General features: G+C 71.9%; 16 protein-coding genes, 2 pseudogenes and 1 riboswitch. Of the genes and pseudogenes, 9 read left to right on the top strand and 9 right to left on the bottom strand.

Features of this window, described 5'->3' with window-relative positions; all coding sequences use genetic code 11:
* Positions 1-61: 61 nt before the first annotated feature.
* The 4 genes from pknB to thiO form a co-directional block, all read right to left on the bottom strand.
* The gene (gene pknB, locus RB628_RS15970; protein WP_318321089.1) at positions 62-2032 is read right to left on the bottom strand and encodes a Stk1 family PASTA domain-containing Ser/Thr kinase; all 1971 of its coding nucleotides are present in this window, start codon (positions 2030-2032) and stop codon (positions 62-64) included.
* 201 nt (positions 2033-2233) lie between these two features.
* A complete protein-coding gene (locus tag RB628_RS15965; protein WP_318321088.1) occupies positions 2234-3037 on the bottom strand; it encodes a thiazole synthase in 804 nt (267 codons plus the stop codon).
* A 3-nt stretch (positions 3038-3040) separates the two neighbouring features.
* The gene (gene thiS, locus RB628_RS15960; RefSeq protein ID WP_412180665.1) at positions 3041-3241 is read right to left on the bottom strand and encodes a sulfur carrier protein ThiS; all 201 of its coding nucleotides are present in this window, start codon (positions 3239-3241) and stop codon (positions 3041-3043) included.
* Between the two features lie 8 nt (positions 3242-3249).
* The gene (gene thiO, locus RB628_RS15955) at positions 3250-4413 is read right to left on the bottom strand and encodes a glycine oxidase ThiO (RefSeq protein ID WP_318321086.1); all 1164 of its coding nucleotides are present in this window, start codon (positions 4411-4413) and stop codon (positions 3250-3252) included.
* Positions 4410-4522: riboswitch (TPP riboswitch) on the bottom strand. It overlaps the preceding gene by 4 nt.
* 49 nt (positions 4523-4571) lie before the next feature.
* On the opposite strand from thiO, the gene RB628_RS15950 reads away from it, so the two are divergent.
* From RB628_RS15950 to RB628_RS15925, 6 genes are all read left to right on the top strand, one after another.
* Complete coding sequence (locus tag RB628_RS15950; protein WP_318321085.1) at positions 4572-4955, top strand: hypothetical protein; 384 nt, start codon at positions 4572-4574, stop codon at positions 4953-4955.
* Positions 4956-4987: 32 nt separating this feature from the next.
* Complete coding sequence (locus RB628_RS15945) at positions 4988-6226, top strand: FAD-dependent oxidoreductase (protein WP_318321084.1); 1239 nt, start codon at positions 4988-4990, stop codon at positions 6224-6226.
* A 96-nt stretch (positions 6227-6322) separates the two neighbouring features.
* Positions 6323-6694 carry an Rv2175c family DNA-binding protein gene (locus RB628_RS15940; protein WP_318321083.1) on the top strand — a complete coding sequence of 124 codons (372 nt, stop codon included), beginning with the start codon at positions 6323-6325 and terminating at the stop codon, positions 6692-6694.
* A gap of 101 nt (positions 6695-6795) precedes the next feature.
* Entirely contained in the window at positions 6796-7482 is a 687-nt protein-coding gene (gene thiE / locus RB628_RS15935; RefSeq protein WP_318321082.1) for a thiamine phosphate synthase, read from the top strand.
* A gap of 118 nt (positions 7483-7600) precedes the next feature.
* The gene (gene metF / locus RB628_RS15930; RefSeq protein ID WP_318321081.1) at positions 7601-8524 is read left to right on the top strand and encodes a methylenetetrahydrofolate reductase [NAD(P)H]; all 924 of its coding nucleotides are present in this window, start codon (positions 7601-7603) and stop codon (positions 8522-8524) included.
* Positions 8525-8580: 56 nt separating this feature from the next.
* Complete coding sequence (locus tag RB628_RS15925) at positions 8581-9696, top strand: hypothetical protein (RefSeq protein WP_318321080.1); 1116 nt, start codon at positions 8581-8583, stop codon at positions 9694-9696.
* Between the two features lie 42 nt (positions 9697-9738).
* Here the strand turns inward: RB628_RS15925 and RB628_RS15920 are convergent, their stop codons facing one another.
* The 5 genes and pseudogenes from RB628_RS15920 to RB628_RS15900 all read right to left on the bottom strand — a co-directional run.
* Positions 9739-11277, bottom strand: coding sequence for an NAD(P)/FAD-dependent oxidoreductase (locus RB628_RS15920; RefSeq protein WP_318321079.1), 1539 nt, complete (start codon positions 11275-11277; stop codon positions 9739-9741).
* A 181-nt stretch (positions 11278-11458) separates the two neighbouring features.
* Complete coding sequence (locus RB628_RS15915) at positions 11459-12073, bottom strand: DUF4126 domain-containing protein (protein ID WP_318321078.1); 615 nt, start codon at positions 12071-12073, stop codon at positions 11459-11461.
* 400 nt (positions 12074-12473) lie between these two features.
* The gene (locus tag RB628_RS15910) at positions 12474-13103 is read right to left on the bottom strand and encodes a TetR/AcrR family transcriptional regulator (RefSeq protein WP_318321077.1); all 630 of its coding nucleotides are present in this window, start codon (positions 13101-13103) and stop codon (positions 12474-12476) included.
* A 44-nt stretch (positions 13104-13147) separates the two neighbouring features.
* Positions 13148-14013: pseudogene (locus RB628_RS15905) on the bottom strand (YhgE/Pip family protein); the annotation flags it as partial.
* Positions 14006-14615, bottom strand: a pseudogene (locus RB628_RS15900) (ATP-binding cassette domain-containing protein); the annotation flags it as partial. The pseudogenes RB628_RS15905 and RB628_RS15900, both read right to left, overlap by 8 nt.
* Positions 14616-14781: 166 nt before the next feature.
* Between RB628_RS15900 and RB628_RS15895 the strand changes: the two are divergent.
* From RB628_RS15895 to RB628_RS15885, 3 genes are all read left to right on the top strand, one after another.
* Positions 14782-15357, top strand: a complete 576-nt coding sequence (locus RB628_RS15895) for an SAV_6107 family HEPN domain-containing protein (RefSeq protein ID WP_318321076.1) — start codon at positions 14782-14784, stop codon at positions 15355-15357.
* 135 nt (positions 15358-15492) lie between these two features.
* Positions 15493-16263, top strand: coding sequence for a methyltransferase (locus RB628_RS15890; RefSeq protein WP_318321075.1), 771 nt, complete (start codon positions 15493-15495; stop codon positions 16261-16263).
* A gap of 274 nt (positions 16264-16537) precedes the next feature.
* Entirely contained in the window at positions 16538-16948 is a 411-nt protein-coding gene (locus RB628_RS15885) for a DUF3040 domain-containing protein (protein ID WP_318321074.1), read from the top strand.
* Positions 16949-17103 lie beyond the last annotated feature (155 nt).

Raw genomic sequence — 17103 nt, 5'->3', positions numbered from 1 at the left:
GAGCGCCCCCCCGTCGGCGGATGCCGATGCCGAAACCGATGCCGGCGACAGTCCGCCCGGGTCAGCGGATCGTGATGGTGATGGTCGACCCCTTTGCGGCGGTGCCGCCGCCGTCCACGGACTGCTTCCTCACGGTGTCGCCGAAGAGCCCGAGCAGCCCCCGGTCCTCGTCGACCGTGAACCCGGCCCCCTCCAGAGCCGCCTTCGCCTCGTCGACGCTGTCGCCCACGACATCCGGAACCTCGATCATCTCGGGGCCCTTGGAGATCGTCAGCGTGACCGTGTCGCCCTGCTCGGCGTCACTGCCGCCTTCCGGTGACTGGACGGCGACCTGCCCCTGCTCGAACTCGTCCGAGTTGACGGTCCCGGTGGCGACCTTCACCCTCAGCCCGGCCTCTTCCAGCTCGGCCTGCGCGTCGGCGAGGCTCGCGCCGGTGACGTCGGAGACCTCGACAGGGCTGCCCTTGCTGACGACGAGCGCGACCGCGGAACCCGCGCGCCGCTCGGTGCCGGGGACCGGGCTCGTGTTGATCACGGAACCGCGGGGCACCTCGTCGCTGAACTCCCGGGTGACCATTCCCGGCTCCAGACCGCTCTGCTTCAGCAGCGCCCTGGCCTTGTCGAGGCGGTAGCCCGCGAGCTGGGGCACCGGCACGGTCTCCGGGCCCTTGGAGATGGTGAGCGTCACGGAGTCGTTGGCCCGTATGCGCGCGCCGACCTCGGGGTCCGTGCTGATGACGGTGCCGCGTTCCACCGTGTCGCTGTAGGCGTCCTCGACCTTGACGTCGAGCCCTGCGTCCGCCAGCCGGGCCTTGGCCTGTGCCTCGGTCTGTGACAGCACCGCCGGGACCTGAGTGAACTGCCCGGAGTTGATGTACCAGACGCCCGTCCCCACACCGAGGACGAGCAGCGCGGCGACCAGGATGGCGAACGGCGCACGCCGTTTCGGGCTCCGCGCGGCCCGCCGGGAGGGCGGGGCGGCCTCAGGGAGAGCGACGGCCCCCAGCCGGCTCGTCTGACTGGTTCGGTCGGTCCGGTTGGACTGCCGCTCGTCGAGCGGGGGTTCGTCCTCGTTGACGGGCAGGGGCCGTGGCACCGACAGCGCGCGCGGGATGACGCTGGTCAGGTCCTCGGCGTTGTCGTGCCCCGACGCGACGGCCTGCGGCGGTACGGCGTCCAGCTGCTCGGCGTCGAGCGAGCCGCGCGTCTCCAGGACCTGCGAGAGCAGCGACACGGCGTCGTACGGGCGGATGCCGGCGTTGCGCGCGGTGGCGGAGGCGACCAGCGCGTCCAGTTCGAAGGCCAGGCCCGGTACGAGGGCCGACGGCGGCGGCACGTCCTCGTGCAGGTGCTTGTAGAGCACCAGCGCGGGGGAGTCGCCGTAGTGCGGCTGGTCGCCGGTCAGCATCTCGTAGAGGACGATGCCGCAGGCGTACACGTCGACCCGGGGGTCGGCGGTGCCGCTCTCGATCTGCTCGGGCGCGAGGTAGGAGACGGTGCCGAGGACGGAGCCGGTCGTGTTGGTGACCGTGTCCACGGCCCGCACGAGCCCGAAGTCGGCGACCTTGACCCGCCCGTCGTCCCCTATCAGCACGTTCTCGGGCTTCATGTCCCGGTGGACGAACCCGGCCCGGTGTGCGGCGCCGAGCGCGGCGAGCACCGGCTCCAGGATGTCGAGCGCGGCCCTCGGCTGCAGCGCGCCGCGCTCACGCAGCACGTCACGCAGGGTGCAGCCGGCGATGTACTCCATGGCGAGATAGACGTACGACCCGTCGGCGCCCTGATCGAAGACCTGTACGACGTTGGGGTGCGCGAGCCGGGCCACGGACTTCGCCTCCCGGATGAACCGCTCGACGAAGGAGCCGTCGGACGCGAGCGAGGGATGCATCACCTTGAGGGCGAGCACGCGGTCGAGACGGGTGTCCACGGCCCGGTAGACCGTTGCCATCCCGCCGACCGCGATCCGTGCGTCCACGCGATAGCGGCCGTCGAGCACCTGCCCGACGAGAGGGTCCTGAAGGGTCGTATCCACGCAGGTGAGTGTACGAGCCGCCGCTGACAAGGCCGCGGTTTCGGCCAGGAAAGCACAGGAAAGCAGCGGTACTGCAGCCGACCTGTGACGCAGATCGCAACGGACAAGCGCCGATGGTGAGAAAGCCCCACAGGAGAGCTCCGCTGGTAAACGGACCGGCAACGAGTGGTGCGCGGGTGCGAGACCAGAGGCCAGGCGCCTTCAGGGCGCCTGAAAAGCAGGCCGCTCAGGATCCAACCGGGCGACCCCGGCGACAGGAGACGAGGCCGAAGCGAGGTGCCGCCGGGGAATCCGCCCGGCCCGGTAGGCCAACCGCCCCGCCGAAACCGCGTACCGCATCCCCTCCGCCATCAGCACGGGCTCCTGGGCCCGGGTCACCGCCGACGCCAGCATCACCCCCGCACACCCCAGTTCCATCGCCAGCGCCGCATCCGACGCCGTCCCCGCCCCCGCGTCCAGAATCACCGGCACACGCGCGTGCTCCACGATCAGCTGGAAGTTGTGCGGGTTGCGAATCCCCAGCCCCGACCCGATGGGCGACCCGAGCGGCATGATCGCGGCGCACCCGACGTCCTCCAGCTTCCGCGCGAGGACCGGATCGTCGCTGGTGTACGGCAGCACCGTGAACCCGTCCTCCACCAGCACCTCCGCCGCGTCCAGCAACTCGATCGGATCCGGCAGCAGGGTCCGCTCGTCGGCGATGACCTCCAGCTTCACCACGTCCGTACCGAGCGCCTCCCGGGCCAGCCGGGCCGTCAGCACGGCCTCCCCGGCGGTGAAGCACCCCGCGGTGTTGGGCAGCACCCGGATACCGAGCCGCTCCAGCACCGACAGCACCGACCCGTGTACCGAGGGATCGACGCGCCGCATCGCGACCGTCGTCAGCTCCGTGCCGGAGGCCACCAGCGCCCGTTCCAGCACGTCGAGGCTGGGCGCACCCCCCGTACCCATGATCAGCCGGGACGTGAAGGTCGTACCACCGAGGACAAAGGGATCGTCGGCCATGGCTCAGCCTCCTTGGACGGCGGTGAGGACTTCGACGCGGTCTCCCTCGGAGAGGGGGGTCGACGACCAACGCGCGCGCGGGACGACGGTTTCGTTGAGTGCGGCGGCCACACCGGAGGGTGCCGAGGTGAGGGACTTCACCAGAGCGTCGAGCGCGGTACCCGGGGAGACCGCACGCTGCCGGCCGTTGACCAGGATGTTCACGTGACGGCTCATACGAACTGCTCCATGCGCACGGGGTCGAACCGCCGGGGGGTGAAGGCCCGGGCCTCGTCCGGCAGTTCACCGGTGGCCAGCGTGTGCGCCAGCACGTCACCCGTGACCGGGGTCAGCAGCACACCGTTGCGGTAGTGGCCCGTGGCCAGCAGCAGCCCCTCCAGCCCGGTCGGGCCGAGCAGTGGCGCGTTGTCGGGAGACCCGGGCCGCAGCCCCGCCCGGGTCTCCGTGAGCGGCAGTTCGGTGATCCCGGGGACGAGCTCGTGGGCGTCGCGCAGCAACTCGTACACGCCGCCCGCCGTGACCGTCGTGTCCCAGCCCAACTCCTCACTCGTGGCACCCACGACCAGCTCACCGTTCGCGCGCGGCACCAGATAGACCTGGCTGCCGCGCACCACGGCCCGCACGGTCCGGCTCAGGAACGGCGCGTACCGTTTCGGCACGGTCAGCCGCAGCACCTGGCCCTTCACTGGCCGTACGGGCGGCAGCACGGCCTCGGGGACGCCCGCGAGCCGCCCGCTGAGACTGCCGCCGGCCAGCACGATCGACCCGGCGGCCAGTTCGTCGCCCTCCGAGTCCGTGACCGCCACGGCCCGCCCACGCCGTACGACGAGCCGCTCGGCCCACGTCCGGCGCAGCACCGTCCCGGCCCGCTCGCACGCGGCCACCAGCGCCCCGGCGAGCCGCCGCGGATCGATCTGGTGGTCGCCGTCCACCCGCAGCCCCCCGCGCACGCCCGGCGCGAGCATCGGTTCCAGGCGCCGGCATTCGCGCCCCGACAGCCACTCCGATTCCAGGCCCGATCGCTGTTGCAGGGCGTGCAGTTCGCGCAGCTCGGCGCGATCGTCGGCGTCGAGCGCGACGGCGAGTGTGCCGCAGCGGCGGTAGCCGAGGTCGTGGCCGGTCAGTTCGGTGAGTTCGGCCACGAAGTCCGGGTAGCGGCGGGCCGATTCCAGGTTCAGCCCCAGCAGGGTCTGCTCCCCGTGGTGCAGCTCCGTGACGGCGGCCAGCATCCCGGCGGCAACCTGTGCGGCCCCGCCGCCCGGCGCGGGATCCACGACGGTCGTGGCCAACCCCCGCTGTGCGGCCCGCCAGGCCGTCACGAGCCCGATGATCCCGCCTCCGACGACAACGACGTCCGACGTGTGCGTACGCGACATGGGCGTCCAGCCCCTCCCTTCGCCGGCATGACCCGGATCAGGTTCGTACGGTCGGAGGCCGCCAGCCTCCCTCTCAGCCCGGTGCGTCCGGGCTCCCGCGTGCTTACGCTGGTCAGCCTAGCTCGCAGAGCAACCCGCATGTAAGGGAGCCTTCGCCCATGCCCCGCTCGCTCGACGGTCTCGTCCTCGCCCCGGTCGCTGACCAGGCCCCAGGCCAGGTGGGGACGCGCACCAGGTTCGCGTACCACGAGAAGGACGGCGAGATCTGGGCGGAGTACGCGGGCGGCGACGTCGTACGCGGCCGTCTCGTGGGTACGCGGGAAGGTGACCGTCTCGACTTCCGGTACGTGCAGCTGAAGCACGACGGCACGACGTCCGCGGGCCACTGTGTGTCCGAGGTGACCGAACTGCCGGACGGGCGGCTGCGGTTGGCGGAGACCTGGGAGTGGGAGTCGCAGCCGGGCAGCGGGACGAGCCTGGTCGAGCAGGTCGCACAGGTCGAGCCGGCGGATGTGGAGGAGATCACGGACCGCGCCCACTGACTGACAATCTGTCAGTTGTCTATGGTGATCGGGTGAGTGAGCAGACGCAGGCACAGGGCGCGCAGGGGCTGTCGCAGCCCCGGCGCGCGGTCGTCGTGGGCGCGGGCATGGCCGGGGTACAGACCGCGGTCGCCCTCCGGGAGCAGGGTTTCACCGGTTCCGTCACACTGATCGGCGCCGAACCCCATCAGCCGTACGACCGTCCGCCGCTGTCCAAGGCCGTTCTGCTCGGCAAGGCGGAGGACTCCGCCTTCGACGTCGACTTCGAGGCCCTCGGCATCGAGGTGCAGCTCGGGCGCGAGGTGCTGGGCGTCGACACCGGCCGGCACGAGCTGGGCACCGCCGAGGGGCCCGTCCCGTACGACGTCCTGGTCCTCGCGACCGGTGCCGAACCGATCCGCCTGCCGGGCACCGAGGGCGTACCCGGTGTGCATCTGTTGCGCACCCTCGACGACGCCGAGCGGCTGCGGCCCGTGCTGGCACGCCAGCACGACATCGTGGTCGTCGGGGCCGGCTGGATCGGCGCCGAGTTCGCCACCGCCGCGCGCGAGGCCGGCTGTGCGGTCACCGTCGTGGAGGCCGCCGACCGGCCTCTCGCGGGCGCCCTGCCCGCCGATGTGGCCGCGCCGATGGCCGCCTGGTACGCCGGCAGCGGCGCCACTTTGCGCACCCACGCGCGCGTGGCACGCGTCGAGCCCGGCGCGGTGGTGCTCGACGACGGCTCGCGGCTGCCCGCGGGCGCCGTCGTCGTCGGCATCGGGGCCCGCCCGGCCACGGCCTGGCTCTCGGGCTCGGGGATCGCCCTGGGTGACCACCGGGAGGTCGTCGCCGACGACCACCTGCGCACCTCCGCTGCGGACGTCTACGCGGTCGGCGACTGCGCCTCCTTCCCTTCGGGAAGGTATGGCCGGCGCCTTCTGGTCCACCACTGGGACAACGCCCTCCAGGGACCCCGTACGGTCGCCGCGAACATCGTCGGGGAGTCCCCGGCGGTCTACGACCCGGTCCCGTACTTCTGGTCGGAGCAGTTCGGCCGCTTCGTCCAGTACATCGGCCACCACGGGGTCGCCGACACCACCCTGTGGCGCGGCGACCCGTCGGGCCCCGCCTGGACGGTCTGCTGGCTGCGGGAGGGCCGCCTGGTCGCCCTGCTGGCCGTGGGCCGCCCCCGCGACCTGGCCCAGGGGCGCCGCCTGGTCGAGGCGGGAACCCTGATGGACGCCAGGGCGCTGACGGACCCGTCCCGGCCCCTGAAAGCGGCCACGGCCTAGCGCGGCCCGGCTCGACGCGGCCTCGACGCCACTGTGACGGCGCAGGTCGGAGGGGCCCGGCTTCCGACTGTCAGTGCGGGATGGCACGCTTGTCCCGTGACCGAGATTGACGCAAAGATCGATGCTCTCGTCCCCGCCTGGCTCACCCTCCCCGACATCGCCGAAGTGCTCGATGTCGAGGTGACACGCGTCCGGCAGCTGGTCAGGGAAGGCCAGCTGATCGCCGTACGCCGTGGTGAGAACCGTGCGCTGCACGTCCCCGCCGCCTTTATCGACGGGGTCGAGCAGAAGGTCGTCAAGGGCCTCACCGGCACCTTGACGCTCCTGAGGGACGACGGCTACTCCGACGAAGAGATGCTGGAGTGGCTCTTCACTCCCGACCCGAGCCTGCCCGGCACCCCCGCGCAGGCCCTCAGCGAGAATCGCGGCACGGAGGTGAAGCGCCGCGCCCAGGCGCTCGCCGTCTGATCCGACAAGCCGTTCGGCGTGCGGTTCGCGGGCCGCACACCGCCACACAGGGGCGCGCCCGGGGGAGACACCCCGGGGCGCGCCCATGGGGGGACCCACGTATGCCCGAGACGACCGAGATAGTGCCCGGGGAGACCGCAGGCGCCGGCGCAGCCCGCGCCCGGCTCGCCGACGCCCGGGTCTACCTCTGCACGGACGCCCGCCGACGACAGGGCGACCTCGCCGAGTTCCTGGACACCGTGCTGGCCGGCGGGGTCGACATCGTGCAACTCCGGGACAAGGGCATGGAGGCAGCCGAGGAACTGGACCACCTCCAGGTCTTCGCCGACGCCTGCGCCCGGCACGGCAAGCTCCTCGCGGTGAACGACCGCGCGGACGTCGCCCACGCCGCCCGTGCCGACGTGCTGCATCTCGGCCAGGGCGACCTGCCCGTCCCGGCGGCCCGCGCGGTCCTCGGCCCGGACGTACTCATGGGCCGCTCCACCCACGCCGAGTCCGAGGCCGCGGCAGCCGCCGTCCAGGAGGGCGTGGACTACTTCTGCACCGGCCCCTGCTGGCCGACCCCGACCAAGCCGGGCCGCCACGCCCCCGGCCTCGACCTGGTCCGGTACACGGCCGGGCTCGCCACCGAGCGCCCCTGGTTCGCCATCGGCGGTGTAGACCTCGGCAACCTGGACGAGGTGCTGGCGGCCGGCGCCCGCCGGGTCGTGGTCGTACGGGCGATCACGGAGGCGGGCGACCCGGGCGCGGCGGCGACGGAGTTCGCCAAGCGGCTGCGTTCCCTGTGACCGGGTGACGGGAGATCCCTGAGCTCCAGGTGTCCGAGGCGTGGACAACAAGTCGACAATCCGGGCAAATTTCCGCCATCCGGTTGGGGGACCGACGCCCCCTGGCTAACCTGCGGGTATGGCTTTCGGAACCGCGTCCACCAGGACTGACCGCGCACGGACTGTGCGTGACATGCTCGCGTCCGGCAAGACCACGTACTCCTTCGAGTTCTCGGCGCCGAAGACTCCCAAGGGCGAGCGGAACCTGTGGAACGCGCTCAGGAGGGTCGAGGCGGTCGCGCCGGACTTCGTGTCCGTGACGTACGGCGCCGGCGGGTCGACCCGGGCGGGCACGGTCAAGGAGACCCAGCAGATCGTCTCCGACACGACGCTCACCCCGGTCGCCCACCTCACTGCGGTCAACCACTCCATCGCCGAACTGCGCAACATCATCGGCCAGTACGCCGACGCGGGCATCCGCAACATCCTGGCCGTGCGCGGCGACCCGCCCGGCGATCCGATGGCCGAGTGGGTACCGCACCCGAGCGGTCTGACGTACGCCGCCGAACTCGTGCGTCTCATCAAGGAGTCGGGTGACTTCTGCGTAGGTGTCGCGGCCTTCCCCGAGACGCACCCGCGCTCCCCGGACTGGGACGCGGACGTCACGCACTTCGTCGACAAGTGCCGCGCCGGCGCCGACTACGCGATCACGCAGATGTTCTTCCACCCGGAGTCGTATCTGCGGCTGCGGGACGCGGTCGCGGCGGCGGGCTGCCCTACGCCGGTCATCCCCGAGGTCATGCCCGTGACCAGCGTGCGGATGCTGGAGCGGTTGCCGCAGCTCAGTAACGCGGCCATCCCCTCCGCCCTGAAAGAGCGGATCCTCACAGCCAAAGACGACGCGGCGGCTGTACGCTCCATTGGCATCGAGTTCGCCACGGAGTTCTGCGCGCGACTGCTGGCCGAGGGAATCCCCGGACTGCACTTCATTACGCTGAACAACTCCACGGCGTCGCTGGAAATCTACGAGAACCTGGGTCTGCACCACCCACAGCGGGCCTAGACCGGCCGCACGGGCGTACGACACACTGCGTAGCGGCCACTGGGAGAGGGGCGTACATGGGCTGGACGGTCCTCTACATCGCGTTTGGCATCGTCGCGCTGTGGCTACTCGGAGAGGTTCTGCTGCAGTACAAGGCGCGGCTGCGCTGGCGGCTGCTGGCCTTCGGCGGCTTCCTCGGCGTGGTCCTCGGCGTGCTCATCCCGTCGGTGGTGGTCATCGGCCTGGGCGCCGCGGCCTTCGCGGTCGGGCAGACATACGTCACACTCTCGTTCCGCAGCGGCTTCTCGGCCGGCTGGGCGGTCGCAGGCCGCTCGGGCTTCCTCGCGGGCCTCGGCAAGAAGGGCCGCCGCGGCGAGGCGGAACACCAGGACCCGACGCTGGAGGTCTCCGACCTGGAGACGCCCGAGGGCGCGTACGGAGGACCCGGTAACAACTCTGCCGACGGTGCCGGCAGCGACGCCTACGACACCGGTGCCGGAACGTACCGGCAGGGCGACGACTTCGACCGCGAATACGACCGGGACGACGTCTTCACTCCGGCCCGCTCCGTCCGGCCCACGGCGGCGGAGAGCGCGGCCGTCTACGAGCCGCAGCCCCTCCCCGACGACACAGGCTCGTACGGCATATACAGCGACGCCGCGTACGCGGAGGCGGCCGGCCAGGACCAGCCTTACGCGGGCGCCGGTCAGGACCAGTCCTACGCGGGCGCGGGCCAGGACCAGTCGTACGCGACGGCGGCCCAGGGTCCCGACCAGACCTACGGATACGACGGCTACACGGGCTACGACCAGCAGCAGTACGGCTACGACGCCTCGGGCCAGCAGCAGTACGCCGCCTACTCCGACCCGTACATCGGGCAGGGCTACGGCGGCACCTCGTACGACTCCGGCTACGACCAGCAGCAGTACGGCCAGCAGGGCTACGACCAGGAGCAGTACGGCGCCGGTGGCTACGAGACCCCGGCGAGCGGTGTCTGGGTCCCGCAGCAGCGGAACACCGACGACCCGCTGTTCGGCGGTGAACTCCCGCCGGAGCAGCAGTATCCCTACCAGGACAACGGCAACGATCAGGGCAACGGGCAGGCGAACGGCAACGGGCAGGCGAACGGGAACGGGAACGGGAACGGGAACGGGTACGGGAACGGGTACGACGAGCAGCAGTACCGCTTCTAGTACCGCTTCATGGGCCCTGCTTCCGGCCCGGGTGTCCGGGGTTCACTGTGAGCCCCGGAAGCCCGGGCCCTCCACGATCAGCCCCGCCACCAGGGCACCCGACATGCCCGCGTGCGGAAGCCCGCCCCCCGGGTGGGACCAGCCGCCCACGCGGTAGAGCCCAGGCAGCCGGGTGCTGTTGGCGGGATGGAGGAAGTTGCCCTCCCCGCCCGCGAGCGAGGGCGCCGGGACGCCACCGCAGAAGGCGCCCGTCTCGTCCCCGGCGTGGCCGGGCGTCCGTGTCTCCTGCCACAGGAGCCGCTCCCGCAGTCCGGGGACAGCTGTCCCGGCCGCACCGATCAGCAGTTCCGCGAAGCGTTCCGCCGAGCCGTCGACCGCCCAGTCGCCCTTGGGCGGTGCCACCGCCGTCAGAACCACGGACTCGTGCTCCTCGTCGGGCCGCAGCGCGGGGTCGTCCGGCCGCAGCACGGTCACCGTGGGGTGCACAGGGCCGGCTCCTTCCCCGCTCACCCAGTCCAACTCGGCCTCGCGGTCCGGCGTGTGCACGACCGTGCGATGCGCGGCGCCCGCCTCACGGGCTCCGCGCAGGGCCAGCAGCACGGTGAACCGGCCCGGTGACGGCGTCGACGCGTCGGGAAACACGTCACCGTCCCCGTCGAGCGGGTGCTCCGCCAGCCCCTTCAGCCGTACGGGATCCAGCCCCGCCACGACATGGTCGGCCTCCGCCACCGTCCCTCCCCCGGAGCCGGAAGCCTGGGAGGTGCCCCCGGCCAGCTCCACCCCCGCCGTCCGGCCGTCCTTCTCGACGATGCGCGTGACCTCGGCGCCGAAGACGAACTCGACCCGCCGGGCCACGCACCGCTCGTACACCGCTCGCGCCAACTCCCGGAGGCCGCCACGGACATACCAGGTACCGAAGGCGTGCTCCATGTACGGCAGCACGGCCGCGCTCGCCGGAGCGTCCCGGGGGTCGAGGCCGTACGCCAGGGCGTGACTCTCCAGGAGGGCGGTCAGGCGCGGGTCACGCAGTTCCCAGGCGGCGACCTCGGCGAGCGTGCCGGCCCGGCGGGTGCGCAGCAGCCGCTTGTGGGGGACCGCCGGATAGGGCTCACGCTCGGCCAGCACCTGCCAGTCGGTCCACAGAGGCTCCTCCAGGAGCGGTCTGCGTGTGCGGTCCCAGGCCTCGCGCGCCCTGACCAGGAAGTCGCCCCAGCGGTCGCCCGCCCCGGCCCCGAGAGCCGCCTCCAGGGCCTGGACGACGCCCGCGCGGGACGCGTTCGGCAGGGCGACCTCCGTGCCGTCCGGGAAGACGTGCCGTGAGGACGGGTCGACCTGGACCAGGTCGACGCACTCCTCCAGAGGCCGCTTTCCGGTCTTGAGGAACAGGTCGCGGTAGACAGCGGGCAGAGTGAGCAGCCCGGGACCCGTGTCGAACGAGAACCCGTCGCGCTCGAAGCGGCGCACAGCTCCGCCGTACGTCTCCCCACGTTCGTACACCGCCACCCGGTGGCCCGCGACGGCCAGCCGGGCAGCGGCCGCCATCGCGCCCATGCCGGCGCCGATCACCGCAATCCGTGCCATCAGTCTCCTAGCGGATGGTATTTTCGCTGTGTCCCGAAATGGACCGGTTAGGGCTGGACCGCAGCCTTTGGGCTGGAAGACCCCCACCTCAGGCGGGGGAGCGGAGTCACGCCAGGGACTTTATCGGGCCACCGGCATCAGCAGGACGGTCCCGGTCCTCAGGGTCGGGACAAGCTGGCGGTCACCCCGGCGGCTTCCCCGCCCGGGACCCCAGCCGCCTCTCCTCGCGCCGTTGGGCCCGGCGCCGCAGGAACCGTCTGATCCGGGAGACCAGGAAGAACAGCAGGACCAGGCCGATGAGCAGCAGCGTGCCCGCGATGATCGCCGCCGCCTCCGGATGGAACATCGCGAACGTCACGATGCCGGCGACCCCGAGATCCTCGGCGAAGCTCACGATCACGTTGCTGAACGGCTCGGGCGAGGTGTTGACCGCCATCCGCGTCCCGGCCTTGACCGCATGGCTGGCCAGCGCCGTCGAACCGCCGATCGCGCCCGCCGCCAGATCGGAGAGCGAACCGCTCTGCCCGGCGAGCAACGCCCCGACGACGGCCCCGGAGACCGGCCGGATCACGGTGTGCGCCGCGTCCCACATCGAGTCCACGTACGGGATCTTGTCGGCGACGGCCTCGCACAGGAACAGCACGCCCGCCGCGACGAGGATCTCGGGGCGCTGCAGGGACTCGGGGACCTCGTCGCTCAGCCCGGTCGCGCCGAAGGCACCGAGGAGCAGCACCACCGCGTACGCGTTGACACCGCTGGCCCAGCCGCTGGTGAAGACGAGAGGGAGTACGGACACGCCCGCGATCGTAACCAGTCGGCAACGACACGTCCTGGGGGTGAGTGCGCAGGGCTGAGTACGCGTACCTAGCAGGAGAGATGAGTAGGCGTACGGATGGGCTGCGACCTGCGGGAACGAGAGAGTGGAGTCACGGAAAAGGGCACGGCTCCGGTACCGCCGACACGGGGCGGCGGAACGGTGCCGGCGCCCTGGACCGCTCCTTCCGCCGATCCGTCGGCGGGAGCGAGGCACCGGGGGACCCGGGGGAACGACCGCACGGGGGCCAACGGGGGAACACGGGGGAACGGGGGAAACGGGGGAGCAGAAAGGGAAGCGCCGGTTCGAGGTGGCCCGCGGGGGACGCGGCCACAACGGACCGGCGCTTCTCCGTGCGCCCTGCCCTGCCTGCCCCGCTGGCTCAGCGGTTGCCGCTCACCCGTCCCTGGAGCAGCCGGGACAGTGCCGAGTGGACATCGTCCAGGGAGCGTTCCGGCTGGAAGGACTGCCAGTCCAGGGCGGCGACCAGGACCATGCCCACCAGGGCCGCCGCGGTCAGCGGGATGTCGATCTCCTCGCTGAGCTCACCGTCCGCCACAGCCTCGCGCAGGACGCCCTCGACGACCGCCACCGCCTGCTGTCTGACCACCATCAGGGTGGACTGCCAGGTCCGGTTGGTGCGCCACAGTTCGGCCACGTAGAGCTGGGTGAAGGCCGGGTAGTGGCTGATGAAGAGGAGCCCGGCCCGGATCATCGCGTCCAGGGCGTCCACCTTGGAGCCGCCGTCCCGGGCGGTCTGCTCGGCAGCCTCCCGCAGGGAAGCGGTGAGGAGTTCCACGCCGTGCCGCAGCAACTCCTCGAAGAGGACCGACTTGCTCGCGAAGTTGTAGTAGACCGTGCCCTTGGCGACCCCGGCCCGTTCGGCGATCTCGTCCACCGTGGTGGCGGAGAAGCCCTGTTCCGCGATGAGCGTGACGGCTGCCTCGTAGAGCTTCTGCCGGGTGGCCTCGCGGCGCGTACTGCCGCCCGACGGGGTGCTGCTGCGTTCCATGGTCCTGATTCTCACAGGAACACCGGCCGCACGCTGACGAGACGTCACAAGCTCACCTCCGGGTGCAGTCGGTCCAGGGTCCACACCTGCCTGCGGCGGGCCGGCACGGCGGTCAGTGCCAGGGCGCCGGCGGTGAACGCGGCCAGCACGGCACACGCCTGCCACACCGGGCCGAGCCCACCGCCCGTGACGAGCCTCCGGAGGGCCTCGACGACGTGGCTCATCGGCATGAAGGGGTGGATCGCGTTGAAGAAGTCGGGGCTGGTCTGCACGGGGTAGGTGCCGCCCGCGGACGTCAGCTGGAGCATCAGGAAGGCGAGTACGAGAATCCGGCCCGCCGCTCCGCAGCGGGCGTTCAGCCACTGGACGATCGCCGCGAAGCATGCCGTGACCAGGAACAGGAAGCCCACCGTCCCGGCCGCCCGTGCCGTTTCCAGGCCGATCGCCCAGTGCGGTACGGACATCAGGGTCACGGTCTGGAGGACGCCCAGGGCGGCCACCGGCAGCCAGCCCGCCAGCGTGATCCGCCATGCCGAGGCGCCCATGCCGAGGCGCCCGTGGCGAGCGCCCGCCGGTTGAGCGGCGGGATCAGTATGTAGGCGACCATCACGCCCACTCACAGGGACAGCGGGATGAAGTACGGCGCGAATCCGGTGCCGCAGTTGGGCGCCCTGTGCACGTCCTGGGAGGCGAGCCGGACCGGATCGGACATCACCTCGGTGCGCGCGTCGCGGTCCTGCCGGTCGTAGCCGGGAATCCGCTCGGCGCCGTCGTGCAGCCCGCCGGCGAGCTTCCCGGAGCCGTCGACGAGCTTGAACATGCCTCCGGAGAGATCGGCCGCGCCCGCCTTGAGGTCGCCGACGCCCGTGTCCAGGGCGGTGGCGCCGGTCCTGGCGGTGGAGAGCCCGGTTCGTCAACAGCGCCCACACCTCGGCCCGTTCGGCCTCCGACAGCTTCAGATCGGTTTCGTCCACCCCGAGCAGTCGCGGCCGGCCGACCAGCGCCAGTGCCACGGACAGCCGCAGCGCCTCCAGGCGCTTCAGATCGAGTACGGCGGTCCGGGAGCCCCTGGGCAGTGCCTCGCGGTCGAGGACGGCGGCCGTCAACGCGCTGCTTCACCTCGGCCGCCCGGTCCGCCCGTGGCCGCAGCAGCCCGCGCAGGGAACCGCCGAACCGGCGCTCCAGCAGCGCCCGTTCCCGCAGGTGCTCGCCCACAGTCAGGGCGGGGTCGAGGTCGGTGATCCCGGGGACGTGCGCGAGTGCGCTCGCGCGGCGCACCGGGGCCAAGTGTCGGGGCAGGTTCCAGGCCCCGATCGTGGCCGACGCCTCGGTGGCCCTCATCCGGCCCGTGAGCGCGAGCAGCAGGCAGGTGCGTCCGGATCCGGACGGCCCCTCCACCGCGATCAACGAGCCGGGCTCCGCGTCGAAGGACACCTCACGGAAGGCCCAGCCGCGAAGCCCTTCGAGGCCGAAGGCCCGGGTGGTCGCCCCGAGCCAGTGCGGACCGTCCACTGGTCCCCAACCTTATGCACTGACTGGTCAGTCCGAAAAGTAACCCGAACCTTTGATCGAAGCAAAAGACCAGGTCAGAACGGATTGTCAGTGGCATACCTCACGATGGGCACATACGGCATCTCCCGTCGGGGCATGCCGTCACACAGACGACAGGAGGTTCGTCATGGCCAGCTCGAACGCAGCCGCCGCCCGTCGGCACCGCGCCCCCGGCCCTGCCCCCTCACTGACCGGCCCGCCGAGCGATGTGCACCCCGTGCTCCGCCGGGCCACGGCCCCGCCCGCCGCCCTCGACCTGCTCGCCCAGGCCCGTGCCGGACTTGAGGAGGCGGCCGTCCTGGAGACCGCGAACGAGCGGTATGCCACCGCCCACCTCGCCGCCCTGCGCACCGCCGCCGCGGTGCTCGCCGCCCGGGGCCGCCCCGAACCCACCCCCAGGCGCCGGGCGCGCATCCGCAGTGCCTGGGAGGTGCTCCCCGAGATAGCTCCCGAACTCGCCGAGTGGAGCGTGCTGTTCGCCTCCGGCGCCCGCCGCCGTGCCCGCGCCGAGGCGGGCATCCAGGGCGCGGCCGGCAACCGCGACGCCGACGACCTGATACGCGACGTGGCGATGTTCCTGCGCCTCGTCGAACGGATGCTCGTGCTCCAGCCCGTGCTTCCACAGCCCCGCCAGGACCCGGACACGCCCCCGGGGACGGTCCGGGACCAGGAGGGGGACCGGGACGTCCCGGACGCGGGCTGAGACGGATCACCGGGTACGTCACCGGAGGCAATAAGGTGGGGAAGCCGCAGCCTTTCCGCAGCCCAAAGGGGCCGGGAAGGCACCCCGTTCGCTCCGCCGCGCAAGCGGCGGTGCCGCGCCGAGGAGTCACCTGCCGTGTCGGACCCGATGCGCCCCCGCGCTTCTCTCCGTACCGCCGTGGTCTGGGAGGTCCTTCAGGACGCCCTGGAGCGCCGCGTCAAAGCCACGGGGCGCGAGTCGCTGGACGTCCTCGACACCGGAGGCGGCAGCGGCAACTTCGCGGTGCCCGTCGCCCGCCTCGGGCACCGCGTCACCGTCGTCGACCCGAGTCCCAACGCGCTGTTCGCGCTGGAGCGCCGGGCCGCCGAGGCCGGCGTCGCCGACCGGGTCCGGGGCGTCCAGGGCGACGCGCACGGCCTCTTCGACGTGGTCGAGCGCGGTGGCTACGACGCGGTGCTCTGCCACGGCGTCCTGGAGTACGTGGACGACCCTGCCGAGGGCGTCCGCAACGCGGTGGCCGCCCTGCGCTCCGAGGGCGTTCTCAGCCTGCTCGCCGCCGGACTCGGCGGCGCGGTGCTCGCGCGGGCCCTCGCCGGGCACTTCAAGGAGGCCAGGCGGGCGCTCGACGACCCGAACGGCCGCTGGGGCGAGGGTGACCCCGTCCCTCACCGCTTCACCGCCGAACAACTCACCGCGCTGGTCGAGAGCGCGGGCCTGATCGTGGGCGCCGTGCACGGCGTGCGGATCTTCGCCGACCTGGTTCCCGGCGTCCTCGTGGACACCGAGCCCGGCGCCCTGGACGCGCTGCTGAAGCTGGAGGCAGCGGCGGCCGAGCAGACCGCGTTCCACGCCGTGGCCACGCAGCTTCATGTGCTCGGCGAGACACCGGGTGCCACCGAGGTCTGAGTCACCTCCGGTGATGGACCGCTGATCAGGGGCTCGGCCGCAGATGGAGTACGCCACAGGCCCCCCGATCGGGCGCCCGGAGCCGTATGATCGAGGGAGACCGCCCGGCATGACGGGCCGGTTGCTGGGGAATGAACGCCTCAGTGAGCCGGACGGCCATGGCGGATTCCGGTTGCCAATTGGCGTAGAGGGGCGGGTTTCACGGGGGCGATTCCCTGCCTATCCTGAAGGGGACCCCCGGTCGCCCCGGCGACTGCACGATGAGGAGGACTCCGTGCCGCTCTCGGAGCACGAGCAGCGAATGCTCGAGCAGATGGAGCGAGCGCTGTACGCCGAAGATCCCAAGTTCGCGACAGCGCTTGAGGGAAGCGGGCTGCGCACGTACACCCGGCGACGGGTCTACCAGGCGGTCGCGGGCTTCCTCGTAGGTATCGCGCTCCTCATGGCCGGAATGGTCGCACAGCAGATTTGGGTCAGCGTGGTGGGGTTCCTCGTCATGCTGGGCTGTGCGGTATTGGCCGTGACGGGCTGGCGCAAGGCTCCCAAGCCGGGTGAACAGCCCGCCGCGGGTGCCGCCCCCGGAGCTCCGCACGCTCGCCGACAGGGCCGGCAGCGGCGCTCCATGATGGACCGCATCGAGGAACGCTGGCAGCGGCGCCGCGACGAACAGCAGGGTGGCCAGTAGCCCGTCGGGTCGTTGTTCTCCGACTGGTGACCGCGAGACGTGAGAGCGGGGCGTCCACCACAGGTGGGCGTCCCCTGACGTATGCCCAGGTCCGGCCTCGGGCGGGTACGGACCGTAGAGACGGTGGTGGCCCGGACCCCTCGGGGTCCGGGCCA

This window comes from Streptomyces sp. ADMS (assembly GCF_033441795.1).
Classification (GTDB): Bacteria; Actinomycetota; Actinomycetes; order Streptomycetales; family Streptomycetaceae; genus Streptomyces.
The sequence above is the reverse complement of the archived record's forward strand: the minus strand, read 5'-3'. Positions and strand labels throughout refer to the sequence as shown.

Bases quoted from the DNA above. Each gene is read 5' to 3' on its own strand.
- RB628_RS15965 (WP_318321088.1), bottom strand. From the start codon at position 3,037: ATGGCCGACGATCCCTTTGTCCTCGGTGGTACGACCTTCACGTCCCGG.
- thiO (WP_318321086.1), bottom strand. From the start codon at position 4,413: ATGTCGCGTACGCACACGTCGGACGTCGTTGTCGTCGGAGGCGGGATC.
- RB628_RS15950 (WP_318321085.1), top strand. From the start codon at position 4,572: ATGCCCCGCTCGCTCGACGGTCTCGTCCTCGCCCCGGTCGCTGACCAG.
- thiE (WP_318321082.1), top strand. From the start codon at position 6,796: ATGCCCGAGACGACCGAGATAGTGCCCGGGGAGACCGCAGGCGCCGGC.
- metF (WP_318321081.1), top strand. From the start codon at position 7,601: ATGGCTTTCGGAACCGCGTCCACCAGGACTGACCGCGCACGGACTGTG.
- RB628_RS15925 (WP_318321080.1), top strand. From the start codon at position 8,581: ATGGGCTGGACGGTCCTCTACATCGCGTTTGGCATCGTCGCGCTGTGG.
- RB628_RS15920 (WP_318321079.1), bottom strand. From the start codon at position 11,277: ATGGCACGGATTGCGGTGATCGGCGCCGGCATGGGCGCGATGGCGGCC.
- RB628_RS15910 (WP_318321077.1), bottom strand. From the start codon at position 13,103: ATGGAACGCAGCAGCACCCCGTCGGGCGGCAGTACGCGCCGCGAGGCC.
- RB628_RS15895 (WP_318321076.1), top strand. From the start codon at position 14,782: ATGGCCAGCTCGAACGCAGCCGCCGCCCGTCGGCACCGCGCCCCCGGC.